The following is a 14,162-nucleotide window of genomic DNA, read 5'->3' on the forward strand; positions in this document are numbered from 1 at the left end:
TGTCACTGAAGCGTGCCTGGAGCTGCCCGCAGCCGCTGCTTGTACACGCCGCCGCACGGGGCGAATCCGGTCCGGGTCAGGAACCGGCCCACCGTCTCCGGATTGATCCCGGACGAGGTCGCGATCGTCGCCTCGATGCACCCGTTCGCCGCTGCCCAGTCGAGAAAATCGCGCACCAGCAGCAGTGCTGCGCGCGACCCCCGGAGTGCCGGCAACACGTACAGCGCGACGTCGTTCGCTTGTTTCCCACCGTGGAAATACCAGGTGCCGATCACCCCCACCATGGCACCCGCAAGGCGTCCGCCGGTTTCGGCCACAGCAACCCGGTTGGCGTCCGCCGCGATCCACCGGTGCAGATTGAATCCAGCCCGCAACGCGTCGAAGGGGAGGTCATGGTAGCGACTCTCGCGATGCATTTGACTCCCCAACGCAACAAGCGCCGATACATCGCGAGCAGTCGCGGTCCGTACCTGCATCTATTCCCCCAGCAGGCGCGGCTGGCGCGCCGTCGGTCGAACCCGCAACCCCATCGGCCCGGTCGGATTGCTGGAGCGCCGCAGCACGTGATTCAGACGCTTTTCGTGATCGGCCGTGTGCACCGCCAACGACGAATCGTTTTGACCCAGCAAGTGCGCATGGATGTCTTCCTCTGAATCCGCCTCGCGCGCACCGGTACCCGTAGCCCGTCGCGGCCACGGCTGAGTGTAGAGAAAGTCGTCCGGCCCTGCCGGCACGGCGGGCAGCCTAGGACCGTGCCGCTTGTCGGTCGCTGGCTCCGGAGCGGGGGGACTTGGTAGGCCGCCCGTTTCCGGCGCCTCGACCGGTCCGCCGAGCGAGCCCCCGCCGGAGGACGGACCGCCGCGTCCACTCATGTAGCCGTGTGCTGCATCGGCCCCGCGCCCAACCGCCATGGCAAGGGCCGCCGTCGACCCACCGCTGGCAACGAATCCGACGGTCTCCGCCGCACCACGCAGACTGAACCCGTAGTCCGTATCTTGGTACTGCACGCTTCCGTCGGCACCCCGCGCAAACCCACTCGTCGTGATTGCGACCGGACCGACGTAGCCTTGCTGCGACACGGGAACGTGACCAACGGGCGGGACTCCGAGCAACGATGCTTCATAGTCCATGACTTCCTGCTCGCTTCCGCTCGGCGCATCGAATCCGCCAAAACACATATCCGCCCCCTACGCCACCGGCGGCGCGTCGCCGCCGTAGACCAGCGCGTACAGCGCCTCCATGTCCTGCACCGCCGCCGCGTGTTCCGGTGCATCGCCTTTGTTGAAGGCATGGTCCGGATCGCCGCGAATCGCATCGATGCGTCGCCGCGCTTCCTGGGCCGAAGGCGAAAATCCGTCGTGGCTCGCACCGATGATCGAGGTGTCCTCTCCCAAAGCCTGTCCGACGGAAAAGAAGTGAGCGAGTGCCGCCGGGTCGCGCGCGGTCGTTTCGGGGAACCCAAGGGCCCGCATCGCCCGGCGCGCAACCTCAGCGTTCCCGTCGAATCGCGCCCCCCATGCCTGCTTCAGGGCGACCGCGGCGTCGCGGCGCTGTCCGTCCTGCGCGCTGCGTGCCGCTGCCGCCCGTTCGCTCTGAAACCCCAGAACGTCCTCGACGAAACCCCGATACTGGCGATTGTTCAATCCGTGCTTGTGTGCCGCTTCAGCCGCGCGCGCCAGGATCTCCCCGTCGACATCCACACCGTCGGGGATCGCGGGCGCATCGTACCCGGCGGCTTCCTTGGGCCGCCCCAACCGGTCGTATAACCGGGACCAGGCGGCCTCGCCGTCGCGGGCGCGGGGTACCGCAACCGAGCGCCCCTGATAGCGTTCCAAATCCTTGTAAGCGTGCGCCAATGCATCCAGCGAGTCATAGCGCGCCAACGTCGCATCCTCCCGCAGGTCTTCGCCCAGCGACTCCCGCCAATCGGACGGCGGCGGCGCTGCGGTGCCGGACTCGATCTTCGCATCGGGACGCGTGTCGCTCTCTCCGTCGATCATCGTGGTCTCCTTGTCGGGTTGGAAAAGAAGAACCCCGCCACACGCGGGCGGGGTTCAAGTCTGGGAGGGACAGCGAATGAACACCCGGCACAAAAAAGCCCGCCGGGGAAATTCGCGGCGAGCTAGGTTTTGTTCGAGTGTGACCGGAGTCTAGCGTTCGCCGTCCCCAAAGGAAAATCACAATCGCTGTCCCCGCGATCACGTTCCCGGTCCCCAGGAATTTTTTTGTCCCCGGCAACGTCGCTGCGCCCGCGCCGTGGCGGGCGCTTGGCGGCGATGTAAAGATCGAGGCCGCACTCGAGAATCTCTGTGGACCATCCGTTGCGCCGGCCACGCGTGCGATCGACGCTACGACACGCTTGCCCCTCGACGACGATGTCGATGATCGGCCCGACCGGGACCGCCAAGCGTTTCATGACCGCGACCCACGCGTTAAACCGTTGTTGCAACAAGATCGCGCGGTCGCTGTCGCTATTGCCGGTGCGCCCTCGGCTGCCCCGGGTCAAGTCGTACACCGCACCATCGACGGTCGAAACCGCGCGCATCGTGCGCAACCTTACCGGCCCGGTAATAATTTCGAACGCGGTACGAATATCGTGCGCCGCATCGACCTGTTCCTGCGTCAGGCGACCGCGTTGCAGCAACGTCCACAGCGGATCGGGCAGCAACCGCGCGACGGTTTGCGGCGTCGGCGCGATCTCGGGACGAAGATCGCGGTTTTTTCGACGGGCCCGGCGGGCACGGGCGAGACGCGAGCGGGCATGCGAGGCCATGAGCGAAGTCTCCTTATTCTGGGGTGGGGTGGGTTAGTCGAGAGAGCCGCTGCGCCGCGGCCCGACGTGCTCGGCCCGCAACCAGCCCTCGATAAAATCGCGCCCGTCGCCGTCGAACGCCGCATCCAACGGTTGGATACAGGCGCTCGGGTCATGGGTTGCCCGGCGCGGACGGGGCCGTCGTCCCCCGGCAGTCCTATGTCTTCCGCGAATTTTTTGGCGGCGACGAGCGTTTGAATGTCGGTATATATGCATAATACGTATTTCTCCCACATGATCGTCCCGTTGTCAACGTGTTTTGCGTGAGCATTCTTGCCGTCTCCCCAAAAACGCCGTAGGGTGCGTAAATCTGGGGGCGACATGACACACGACGACGATGACGCGCACATCACGGCGCGCTTGCGTGCCCTGCGGAAGCGCGCGGGCTTTTCCATGGAGGCCCTCGCCCAGCGCGTGGGCTACCGCGCCGCATCGAGCTACCAGCGCTACGAATCGGCCGAGCACTACCACAAGCCCTATCTTCCGACCGACCTCGTGCACAGTTTGTTGCAGGTCCTGGTTGGGCGCGGCACCCCGCCGATCACCCACACCGAGGTGCTGGACCTCGCCGGCCTCGCCAACATGGCGGGGGTCGCCGAACCCGTGTTCGAAGTGCCGTTGATTTCATGGGTCCAGGCCGGGCGCCTGACCGAAACCGTCGACCCTTCGGACTTCGGCGACGTGCGCGACCGCGTGGTCGTGCCCTATCGCCGTGAATCCCTGTTCGCCCTCGAAGTGCGCGGTAGCAGCATGAACCGCATCGCCCCGGCCGGCAGCATGATTGTGATCGACTACTACGACCGCGAGCTCGCCGACGGGAAGTGTTACATCTTCCGGGTGGGCGGCGAGACGACGTTCAAACGCTACCGCGTCAACCCGGCACGGCTCGAACCCGATAGCAGCGAACAAGGCCACGACACCATCTTTCCGCAAGACGGCATCGAGGTCGTCGGGCGGGTCGTTCGGGTAATCATTTCCAATCCCTAGGGAGGCCGCGCCGCGGCGCAACACATGAGCGAAAAACGCACTTGGTCGCAGGCGGTCCAAACGAAAAAGCACGAAGACGACCGCGTCCGCGTTTCGGAATGGCGGTTTGCGCCGGGCGCCGCGACAGGTTGGCACCGCCACGCGTTCGACTATATCGTGGTGCCGATGACGACGGGCCGCCTCCTGATCGAAACCAAACCGGGCGAAGAAGATTTCTACCGCGACCTCAGCGCCGGCGACCCTTACACCGGCCCGATCGGCGTCGAACACGACGTAATCAACGACAGCGACCAAGAAGTCGTCTTCATCGAAATAGAATTGAAGTAACGCGCCTTTTCGGCGCTCAGTCCTCCGCGGGCCGCACCGCCGTCCCCTCCGGTTTGATCCGGGTTTCGCGGAACGCGATATAGGTCGTCGAGGTGAAGATCACCGCACCGCCCAGCCACGTCCACACATCGGGAATCTCGGCGAACACCAAATACCCAAGCGCCGACGCCCAGATCAATCGCAGGAAATCGAACGGCAGCACCGCCGTCGTGTCGGCCTCTTTGAAGGCTTGGGCCAGCGCTAGATGGCCAACCCCGCCAAATCCCCCGACCAACAGCAAGAAGCCCAGTGCCTCCAGGGTCGGCCATTCCCACACAAAGAGCGCCGGGATCAGCGACAGCGGCGCCATGAACAGACCCATGTAGAGCGTGATCGTCAGACTCGATTCGGTCCGCGACAGGATCTTGATGATGATCATCGACCCGGCCCAGATGACCGAGGATGCGATGACGAACAACGCGCCGGTATTGACGACCGCAAGACCGGGTCGAATGACGATCCAGGCACCGACAAACCCGGCGATCAACGCCGCCCAGCGCCGCCACCCGGCCCGCTCCCGCAGGAACAGGATCGCCATCACCGTCGTGAACAGGGGCGCCATAAAACTCAAGGCAATGTTCTGGGCCAGTGGCGCCAGGGTCAGCGCCGTAAAAAAGAACATCATCCCGGTGGTTTGCAACGCCCCGCGCAACGCGTGCAGCTTCAACCGAGGCGTCCGCAGCACACCCAAGCCATAGCGGAACAACAACGGCGAAACGACCAAGAGGCCAAAGAAGTTCCGGAAGAACGCGACTTCGAACGGATGCAGTTCCTCAGCGACATGGCGCACCGTCACCTGCATGCCGGTAAACAGCAGGGTCGCGATCAACATAAAAAAGATGCCGCGAAAACGCGGCGAAATCGCGGTGAACTGACCAAACGCCATGATCGCCCAACCTATCACAGGGCCACCGGCAAACAATCGCCCGACCAACTGCAACGACACGCGCGTGGACCAAGCATTGCTTACCGCTTCGGTCTATGGTTCGGGCAGGAGACGTCATTCATGAAGCTACCCAGCCCCGCACGATCGTCACCCATGCCGCCCGCGGTGGCGGCCGCGTTGCGCGCCGAGGAGGTTGCCGGAGGCCGGCTCCTCAGCTACGCGCGATTCGCCGTCCTAGCTGGGCTCACGGTAGTGACCCTCGCCCTGCAGCCGGCGCCCTATGCCTATTACAATCTTGCCCCCATCGCACTGATCGCTTTAGTCGGCTTGATCCCGCTTGTCCTCCCAGGCGCCGGTGAACGGCGGCGCTTGCCTTACATGACCTTCGCGCTCGACGTCCTGCTGGTGACGCTCTGGATGTGGGCGTTCAATCCCATTGTCTGGGTCGGCTTGGTGCCGGAAATGCTCTTCGCGTGGGGCGTCGTCACATTCTATTTCCTCCTGATCGCCCTCGCGGCACTTTCGTACGATCCGAAACTGCCGTTATGGACCGGTGCACTCTCCGCCCTTGCCGTGCTGGTGATCTTTAGCGTCATTGCCACCCGCGACGGCGCGATCGACGCAATGATGGTGATGCTGAACGCCGGCGACCTACCGCCGAACTACCTGCAGTTCCCCAAGGCGGATCTCTTCTTCTTTGCGGCAATCCCGCGCATCCTCGAAGCCGCTGTCTTGCTCCTCGCCGCCAGCGTGATCGCAGTGGCCGTGCAGCGCTCCCGCCGACTCGTCGTACGCGAAGCCGAGGCGGCCCGCGGCCGCGCCAACCTCGCCCGCTATTTCTCACCGACCATTGTCGACGATCTTCTCACCACCGACGCGCCCCTGGGTCCGGTGCGCACCCAGCCTGTCGCCGTTCTGTTCGCCGACCTTGTCGGCTTTACGCGGGTCGCGGAATCCCGCAGCCCCGACGCGGTGATCGCCCTCCTGCGCGGATTTCATCGGCGCATGGAGGATGCTGTCTTCGGCCATGGCGGCACCCTCGACAAGTTCCTCGGCGACGGCCTGATGGCGACGTTCGGCACCCCGCGGGCCGGACTGAAAGACACCATCAATGCGCTGGCCTGCCTACGCGCGATGCTCGCGGCCGTCGACCTGTGGAACGCCGAACGCGCCGCGGCCGGCGACGATACGCCCCTCCGACTTTCCATAGGCGTCCATTTCGGCAACGTGGTCCTCGGCGACATCGGTTCCGAGCGCCAGCTCGAATTTGCGGTCATCGGCGATGTCGTCAACGTCGCCAGCCGCCTCGAGGAACTCACGCGCGCGATGAACGTTCGCGCGGTTGTCAGCGAACCCTTCGTCGACGCCCTCTACCAACAGGCCGGCGCCGAAACCGACGCCCTCTTGGTCGGCTTCGCCACCCACCCGCCGCAAACGCTGCGCGGGCGCAACGAACCTTTAGCGGTTCGTACCCTTGCCTAAGACCTCGGCCATCACCAGAATCAAGAATACCCGCACCGCGTATCGCAGGATCGCGGGCGGCAAGATCCATTTGAGTAGTTGCGATCGTAAAGGAGTTGCCCATGGAGACCCCGCTTAAGATCACCTTCCACAATATGGATTCGTCGCCAGCCCTAGAAACCGTAATGCGCGAGCGCGTCGCCAAGCTGGAACAGTTCTACGATCGCATGACCAGTTGCCGCGTTACCTTCGACGCGCCGCACCAGCACAAGACCCACGGCAAGCGTTATCAGGTGCGCATCGACATCGCCCTTCCCGGCGGTGCCGAGGTCGTCGTCGATCGCAATCACGAAAAGGACGGCGGCCACGAGGATCCCCAAGTCGCGATCCGCGATGCCTTCGGCGCAGCGGAACGCCAGCTCAAGGCCTTCGCAGACAAGCACCGCCGCTAGGGAACGTCCCGCCCCTCATCGGAATCGAGGAAGCGCCGCAAGACCGAGGCGACCGCCGACCGCCACCGCTCAGGCGTCGTAGAAATCGCGCAAGTAGCCGGCGATCTCGTCGGCATGGGTTTCCATGAACCCATAGCCGTACTGCAGTAAATCGATCACCTCGGCATTCTTCAGTAGAGGCTTGGCCCGTAGCGTGTTCTCCTCCAGCCCGTCCTTTGGCCGGAAGATCAACATCGGTTGGGCAATCTTCGGCAACACCGGATCCATGTCGTAGGAAAAGACCGCCGAATGCCCCCAATGCCCAAACGGGCCGCCGCGCAGCGCTTCGACGAAATTGCGTTCGACCTCGCGCATATCCATGTAGGGAGCGTATAGGCGCACCATCGAGTCCCAGCGTTTGCGCAAGTGCGACGCATCGTCAGCCGGCCCCTCATACGCCGAATGGGCGAGCCGTTCGGCACGTTCCTTGGCATTGAAATAGGGCACGGTGTTGAGCGCGACTTTGCGGATCAGTTTGGGATAGCGCACCGCCAAATCGACCGCGATCACCGCACCGGTGTGATCTCCCATCAGATCGATCGGGCCCGCACCCGCGACGTCCTTAACCACGTCCGTCATGATGTCGGCGAGATCGGCGATCGACGGCATCTCTTGCGGCGCTTCCGATTCGCCGAAGCCCGGAATGTCGGCAGCGAACGCGGGGCGGTCCTTGCCCAACCGCGCCAGCAACGGCTCGAAATTTCGGCTCGATACCGGGCTCATGTGCAAACAGAGCACCGGCGTCTTGCCCGCACCGGCCGGCACGACCGAGCGCACGTGAACCTGCTTGGCCCGCGTATCGACAAACCGCCGCCGCACGGGCTTGGGCTTGAGTGCCGGCGCCGGCGGGGCCTGGCGCGGCGCTTCGCGCCCCATCGAATCGTCCGCCGGGCCATCGAGGAAGTCGCGCAGAATTTTCGCCAGCTCGACCGAATGCTGCGAAATCGCGCCCATGCCGTACTGCGGCAATTCGAGAATGCGACCGTTCTTCAGATAAGGTTTGGATGCCATCGTGGCATCCCACAACCCATCGTCGGGGCACAACACAAGAATGGGTTGGGCGACATGGGGCAGATTGTCCGAATGCTTCACTGCGAAGGCCGCGTTATGGCCGTACCAGGCCAAATCGAGACCGCGTAGGCTTTCGACGAAGTCCCGGTTGTACAGCTCTGCCGGCGCATCGCCCTTGTACCAGCCCTTCGTTCCCTTCCAGCGGTGGAGAATATGACTGCCGTCCTTCGGTACCACCTCCTTGGGGCGTTCAGCCTCAAGGTGCGTCATCATCTCGGCCATCTTTTCAGGCGAATAGACCGGGCAGGCATTGAACACCAACCGGCGCACCCGGTCGGGGGCCTGAAGTGCAAGCTCGACACCGATCTTGGCACCGGTGTGATCGCCCATCACGTCGACCTTGTCGAGCTTCAACCCATCCAAGAAACTCAGCATAGCCGCCGCATAATCGGCAATCGTCGGCGGTGCCGGGGGCGCATCCGAATCGCCGAAACCCGGCGTGTCGACGGCGATCGCCATACGATCGCGGCCCATCTCCGCGACCAATCCCTCGAAGGGCCGCCCGGTCGACGGACTTTGGTGAAAAAAGACGATCGGCGGCGACGATGTCGCATCTGCGTGCGGCGGCACCGCCACGCGGTAATGCATTTGACCGTAGCGCCCGTCGACGTACGCGCGTTTGACGTTTGCCGGTTTGCGCCAATAGAGCGCCGCGTCTCCGATCATCCGATCCTCCCCTGTCGTCGTTTTGGCCCACACGGGCCCGGCGAGGATAAGCGGGGAGCGCGCGCTGCGCGAGTCCCCCGATTCGACTATCGGCACACACTATCCCGAGGTTAGGCGGAGTCTACCGGGGCGCGTCCCCGGTCCAAAATCACATTCTCGGTCCCCGGCTCTGTCCCCGGCCCCGTCGTGGACGCGTCACCGGCGCAAAAAGGCGTCGATGTCCCCCGCGACGTCGGCAACGCGGTGTTCCATCATCGAGTTACCGAGCCCGGCATATTCTTTGTAGTGCCCGTTGCGCAGCAATTTCGCACCGCGCCGGCTCGGCTCGATCAGGCTGTCTTCATCCGAACAGATTAAGAATATCTCCTGCGCGACGCCAGGCAACACCTCGCCCAGCAAATACATGTTGGCGGCCCGCGGCCCCCACCACATGCACGGCCCGGCACGGATCGTCTCATAGAAGCGAAAGGCAATCTGGTCGGGGGTCAACTTACCCCGGTTCAAGTTCTGATAGCGGTCCCACAGCGCGGCGTAGTGGCTGCCGTCGGCCTGGACCTCAATCGTACCCATCTTGCCCTGCCACGCGCGCTGCTCTTCAGCCGAGTAGACCCCGGCGGTATTCATCACCACCCGCCGGACTAGGTCGGGACGCTGCCGCGCCAGTTCGATCGCGACCTTGGTGCCGGTATGATCGCCCAGCAGATCGACCGTCTCGAACGCCATCCCGTCGATCATCGACGCCATCGCCCGGGCATAGCCCGGCACGTCGAGGCGCTCGGCGGGTTTGTAGGATTCGCCGTAACCCGGCGTATCGGGCGCAAAGACCTGTCGGTCCCCGGCCAGCGCGGTCAGCAGCGCCTCGTAGTAGTGGCCGGACCGCGGGCTCATGTGGAAACAAAACAGCGGCGGCTGCGCCCCGCCGGACCCAGCGACCCGCCCATGTATTTGTCCCTCCGCCGCATCGGCGAACCAGCGACGCACGCCGGCACCGCCCTGCCCCGGGGCTGGCGCCAATACCGGCGCCGCCGCAACGGGCTCGGTATCCAAGAACGACTGCAAGAGCTTCGTCAGCTCGTCGGCGTGTTGGGAGATCGCACCCACCCGCCAGTCCGCCCAATGACTCAAAACGGCATGCGGCACGAGTGCCGCGGCGCGCTGGGTTTCCTCCGCCAACCCGTCGTTGGCAGATATCACCAAAAGCGGTTGCGTTAGTCCCGGCAGCACGTCGGCATGGGAATAGTCGTAGGCGGCGCGATAGCCCCACCACGCACGGGATTGCGCCCGCAACGATTCGGCGAAGTCACGATCGATCAAGCCAAGCGGCGCGTCGTCGGCGTAATGCGGCCGCAAGCTTTGCCACTTTTCGGTCAGAAAGGCCCCGGTTTCTGGCAGCGAGGCCGCCGCCTCGCGCGCCTTGCGCGCCAGAATCTCACGTTGCCCCTCGCGCTGGGCCGCGCTGTAGACCGGCGCCCCGTAGAGAACCAATTTACGCACCAACGCCGGTTCCTGCCGCGCGATCTCTGCGGCGATTTTGGCACCGGTGTGATCGCCGACGAAATCCACCGGCCCGACTCCGAGGACCTTGATCGTCTCGGCCAACGCGGCGGCATAGTCTCTTATCGCCACCGGTTCGTCCGGGCCGTCCGAATCGCCAAAACCCGGCGTGTCGGGGGCGATCGCAACCCGGGTACGGCCCAATCGGGCCAGTACGCCCTCCCAAGGGCGCCCGGACGACGGCGTTTGGTGCAGCAACACGACGGCGGGCCGCTCGGGTGCCTCGGGCTGGGCGTAGCGAAAATGGGTCTGCCCGTAGGGCCCCGCCGCGTAGGCCCGCCGCACACCGGCCGGTGCGCACCAATAGGCCAGCAGAGGTGCCAGCGCTGCCGCATCGTCTGGCCAGCCCGATTTCTCGACGGATCCGCCGTTCATTCACTCCTCCCTCGACGCATGCAACCCGATCGCCGCCGGGCTTGCCTCGCGCCCGCCGCTACTCTAGTCACGAACGACGGATGCCAACAGTTCCAGGACAGCTCATGCCCTCGATTGCCTGTTTCGGTGCGGTCAACCTCGATCGCACCGCACGTTGCCTGGGCGAGTTGGTCCTGCGCACCTCCAATCCGGTCACGGTGCGCCAGGCGGCAGGCGGGGTCGCCCGCAACGTCGCCACTAACCTCGCCCATCTCGGACAACGCGTCGCCTTGACGTCGGCGATTGGCGCCGATGCCGGAGGCGAGGAATTGATCCGCCTCCTCAATGCCGACGGCATCGATACGTCAAAGACCATCCGGCGCAACGACGCGGCAACCGCAAGCTATACCGCGGTCCTCGACCGCGACGGCGAACTCCTGATCGGACTAGCGGATATGGCGATTTACGACGGCCTCTCCCCCGACGCCTTCGCCGCCGACGACACGCGGCCCGTCGAAGACGCATGGTTCATCGATGCCAACCTGCCCGACGCGTGCATCGACGGACTGACAGCGCGCGCCCACGGCCAAACCTTAGTCGCCGCGAGCACGGTGTCGACGCCCAAGGCCGCGCGGTTGGCTGGCTATCTCGACCGGATCGATATCCTCTTTGCCAATCGCTCGGAAGCATCGGTCTTGAGCGGCATGAACATCCAATCGAGCGACGATGCGCTGGCGGCTGCCGACCGGCTGCGCGCCGCCGGCGTCGGCGCGGTCTTTGTGACCCTGGGCCCGCGCGGTGCCGCGGCGGTCGATGCAACATCGCGCCTTGCCTTGCCGGCAATCCCCGGCGCAGCGCGCGATGTGATCGGCGCAGGCGACGCCTTTGCCGCGGGCGCCCTCGCGGCTTTGCTCGACACCAAACCGTTGCACGAAACCCTGCTGGCAGGTCTCGCTACCGCGAGCCTCACCGTGGAAGTCGATGGGCCGACGGACCCGACCCTCAGCCCCGCCCGCGTCGCCGAACGCGCGCGCCATACGGTCGCCTAACATGTCGCTGCCGCTGTTCGTTGCCCCCGACGTGGCGCAAGCGCTCGCCGCCGGTGCTCCGGTTGTCGCACTCGAGTCCACCGTCATCGCCCATGGCTTGCCCGCGCCGCGCAATCTCGACCTCGCCCGGTCCTGCGAGGCCGCGGTCCGCGCCCGCGGGGCAACGCCGGCCACCGTCGCCGTCATCGACGGCCAAATCGTCGTCGGGTGTACCGACAACCAAATTCAACGCCTCGCCGCCGGCGGCGATATCGCCAAAGTCAGCCGCCGCGACATTGCGGCGGTGATCGCGCGCGGCGACACCGGGGCAACAACCGTCGCCGGCACGATGATGTGCGCCGCCGCCGCCGGGATCGCGATCATGGCAACCGGCGGCATCGGCGGCGTCCACCGGGGCGGCGAAACCTCGCTCGATGTCTCCGCTGATCTTTACGAATTGGCCCGTGCGCCGGTCGCTGTCGTCTGTTCCGGCGCCAAGTCGATCCTCGATCTGCCGCGCACACTCGAAGTCCTCGAAACCAACGGCGTGCCGGTTGCGGGCTACGGCACCTCGACCTTCCCTGCCTTCTTCGCCTCCTCAAGCGGCCTCGCGCTCGACATCCGGGTGGACGGCGCGCGCGCCGCCGCCGATCTCGTCCGTGCCCACCGCGCGCTCCCCGGTGCGGGCGGCCTCGTGATCGCCAATCCGGTTCCCGCCGCCGCCGCGATCCCGGCGGCGACCGTCGATCGCTGGATCGACGCGGCGCTCGCCGCCGCCCACCGCGACGGCGTCGCGGGTAAAGCCGTCACGCCCTATTTGCTGAAAGCACTAGTCGACCTTAGCGCCGGCGCCACCCTAAAGGCGAACGTCGCCCTTCTCGTAGACAATGCCGCTGTCGCCGCCGAGATCGCAGTAGCGCTCGCGGAGGGATGATGCCCCGCTTTTCCGCCAACATCACGACCCTGTTCACCGAACGTGCGCCACTCGACCGGATCACGGCAGCCGCCGATTGCGGCTTCAGAGGTTTCGAGGTGCAGTTTCCCTACGATATCCCGATCGACGATTGGGTGGCCGCCAAAGAACGGGCGGGCCTCGACGTCTCGGTCATTAACTTGCCGGCCGGAGACTTCGCCCAAGGCGGACCCGGTCTTGCCGCGGTGCCCGGCCGAGAGGGACAGTTCCGCGCTGCCGTCGCCGAAGCACGGCTTTACGCCGAAGCCCTCGAACCACGGTGCGTCAATCTTTTGGCGGGCATCGCCCCGGAAAAACTCGGCCTGGATGCGTGTCGGGCCACGTTGATCGAGAACGCGCGATATGCCGCCGAAGCCTTTACCCCGCTCGGCATCCGCGTCGTGATTGAGGCCATCAATACCCGCGACCGGCCGGGCTTCTTCATTGCCACGTCCGCAGACGCGCTCGACCTGATCGACACCGTCGGCCATCCCAACCTCGGGCTTCAATACGACCTCTACCACATGCACATCATGGAGAGCGCGCTGGTCGAAACGCTGACCCGCCTCATCGGCCGCATCGGCCATATTCAGTTCGCCGACGCGCCGGGCCGGCACGAACCAGGTACCGGAGACATCGACTTCGCCGCGGCCTTCGCTGCCATCGACGCGCTCGGTTACGACGGATGGGTCGCCGCCGAATACATCCCGTCCAAACGAACAGAAGAAACGCTACACTGGTTGAAAGCCTAAGGAGCAACCATGGGAAAATTGACCGGCAAGTACGCCCTGATCACCGGCGCATCGCGCGGCATCGGCGCGGGGATCGCTCGCGCCTTTGCCGCTGAAGGCGCCCATGTCGCCGTCAACTATCCCGACGACGCCGAACGCGCCAATGCCGAGGCCGTATGCGCCGAACTTAGCGCGCAGGGCCTCCAAGCCCTCGCCGTTCAGGCCGACATTTCCGACGAAGCCCAGATCGACGCTATGGTCGAGCGCACGCTCGCCGCATTCGGGCGGATCGACATCCTCGTCAACAATGCCGGGATCGCGCCGGGCATGTTGATCGAAGAGACTCCCACCGCCGTCTTCGATCGCATTTTTGCGGTCAACGTTCGGGGGCCGTTTCTCGTCACCCGTCGGGTCTTGCCGCTGATGTATGCGCAAGACTACGGCAAGATCATCAACACCGCGTCACAGCACGCCTATTCCGGCTGGCCCGGCCTAACCGCCTATACTGCGTCGAAGGGCGCGATCGTGTCGTTCACCCGCAGCCTCGCCCGTGAGGTCGGTGCCCGTAACATCAATGTCAATTGCGTGGCGCCGGGCGGAACCCGGACGCCGATTCTCGCCGATGTCCCCGACGAACTTGTCGAAGAAGTGCGGCTTGGCATACCCAAGCAGCGCATCGCCGAAGTAGAAGACATTGTACCGGCATACGTCTTTCTCGCGTCCGACGAGACCCGCCATTTCCATGGCCAATGCCTCAGCCCCAACGGCGGCGACGTGATGCTCTAGACGTGATGCTCTAAATG

15 protein-coding genes are annotated in these 14,162 nt (G+C 65.0%); 8 read left to right on the forward strand and 7 right to left on the reverse strand.

Annotated features, from left to right (window positions below; all coding sequences use genetic code 11):
- Positions 1-2: 2 nt before the first annotated feature.
- From RID42_00350 to RID42_00365, 4 genes are all read right to left on the reverse strand, one after another.
- A complete protein-coding gene (locus RID42_00350) occupies positions 3-416 on the reverse strand; it encodes a GNAT family N-acetyltransferase (protein ID MEQ8246106.1) in 414 nt (137 codons plus the stop codon).
- A 60-nt stretch (positions 417-476) separates the two neighbouring features.
- On the reverse strand, positions 477-1,178 hold the full coding sequence (locus RID42_00355) for a hypothetical protein (protein MEQ8246107.1): 702 nt from the start codon (positions 1,176-1,178) through the stop codon (positions 477-479).
- A 9-nt stretch (positions 1,179-1,187) separates the two neighbouring features.
- Complete coding sequence (locus RID42_00360; protein MEQ8246108.1) at positions 1,188-2,000, reverse strand: hypothetical protein; 813 nt, start codon at positions 1,998-2,000, stop codon at positions 1,188-1,190.
- Positions 2,001-2,122: 122 nt separating this feature from the next.
- Complete coding sequence (locus tag RID42_00365) at positions 2,123-2,773, reverse strand: hypothetical protein (GenBank protein MEQ8246109.1); 651 nt, start codon at positions 2,771-2,773, stop codon at positions 2,123-2,125.
- A gap of 360 nt (positions 2,774-3,133) precedes the next feature.
- On the opposite strand from RID42_00365, the gene RID42_00370 reads away from it, so the two are divergent.
- A complete protein-coding gene (locus tag RID42_00370) occupies positions 3,134-3,799 on the forward strand; it encodes a S24 family peptidase (GenBank protein MEQ8246110.1) in 666 nt (221 codons plus the stop codon).
- Between the two features lie 24 nt (positions 3,800-3,823).
- Positions 3,824-4,126, forward strand: a complete 303-nt coding sequence (locus RID42_00375; protein MEQ8246111.1) for a cupin domain-containing protein — start codon at positions 3,824-3,826, stop codon at positions 4,124-4,126.
- 16 nt (positions 4,127-4,142) lie between these two features.
- Here RID42_00375 and RID42_00380 read toward each other — a convergent pair whose 3' ends face one another.
- Complete coding sequence (locus RID42_00380) at positions 4,143-5,051, reverse strand: DMT family transporter (protein ID MEQ8246112.1); 909 nt, start codon at positions 5,049-5,051, stop codon at positions 4,143-4,145.
- 120 nt (positions 5,052-5,171) lie between these two features.
- On the opposite strand from RID42_00380, the gene RID42_00385 reads away from it, so the two are divergent.
- Positions 5,172-6,533, forward strand: coding sequence for an adenylate/guanylate cyclase domain-containing protein (locus RID42_00385; GenBank protein ID MEQ8246113.1), 1,362 nt, complete (start codon positions 5,172-5,174; stop codon positions 6,531-6,533).
- A 101-nt stretch (positions 6,534-6,634) separates the two neighbouring features.
- Positions 6,635-6,964, forward strand: a complete 330-nt coding sequence (locus RID42_00390) for an HPF/RaiA family ribosome-associated protein (protein ID MEQ8246114.1) — start codon at positions 6,635-6,637, stop codon at positions 6,962-6,964.
- A 69-nt stretch (positions 6,965-7,033) separates the two neighbouring features.
- Here the strand turns inward: RID42_00390 and RID42_00395 are convergent, their stop codons facing one another.
- Together RID42_00395 and RID42_00400 are read right to left on the reverse strand one after the other, a co-directional pair.
- Positions 7,034-8,740: an alpha/beta hydrolase gene (locus RID42_00395; GenBank protein ID MEQ8246115.1), complete on the reverse strand. Its 1,707-nt coding sequence runs from the start codon at positions 8,738-8,740 to the stop codon at positions 7,034-7,036.
- Between the two features lie 195 nt (positions 8,741-8,935).
- Positions 8,936-10,669: an alpha/beta hydrolase gene (locus RID42_00400; protein ID MEQ8246116.1), complete on the reverse strand. Its 1,734-nt coding sequence runs from the start codon at positions 10,667-10,669 to the stop codon at positions 8,936-8,938.
- 104 nt (positions 10,670-10,773) lie between these two features.
- Between RID42_00400 and RID42_00405 the strand changes: the two genes are divergently transcribed.
- From RID42_00405 to RID42_00420, 4 genes are read left to right on the forward strand one after another with little or no spacing between them, the layout of a single operon-like run.
- Positions 10,774-11,697: a PfkB family carbohydrate kinase gene (locus tag RID42_00405; protein ID MEQ8246117.1), complete on the forward strand. Its 924-nt coding sequence runs from the start codon at positions 10,774-10,776 to the stop codon at positions 11,695-11,697.
- A gap of 1 nt (position 11,698) precedes the next feature.
- Entirely contained in the window at positions 11,699-12,610 is a 912-nt protein-coding gene (locus RID42_00410) for a pseudouridine-5'-phosphate glycosidase (protein MEQ8246118.1), read from the forward strand.
- The gene (locus tag RID42_00415) at positions 12,610-13,380 is read left to right on the forward strand and encodes a TIM barrel protein (protein ID MEQ8246119.1); all 771 of its coding nucleotides are present in this window, start codon (positions 12,610-12,612) and stop codon (positions 13,378-13,380) included. Before RID42_00410 ends, RID42_00415 begins: the two co-directional genes overlap by 1 nt.
- A 9-nt stretch (positions 13,381-13,389) precedes the next feature.
- Positions 13,390-14,145 (forward strand): 3-oxoacyl-ACP reductase family protein, encoded by a 756-nt coding sequence (locus tag RID42_00420; protein ID MEQ8246120.1) that lies wholly within the window; start codon positions 13,390-13,392, stop codon positions 14,143-14,145.
- The last annotated feature ends 17 nt before the right edge of the window (positions 14,146-14,162 follow it).

The organism is Alphaproteobacteria bacterium, from assembly GCA_040216735.1.
Classification (GTDB): Bacteria; Pseudomonadota; Alphaproteobacteria; order SHVP01; family SHVP01; genus CALJDF01.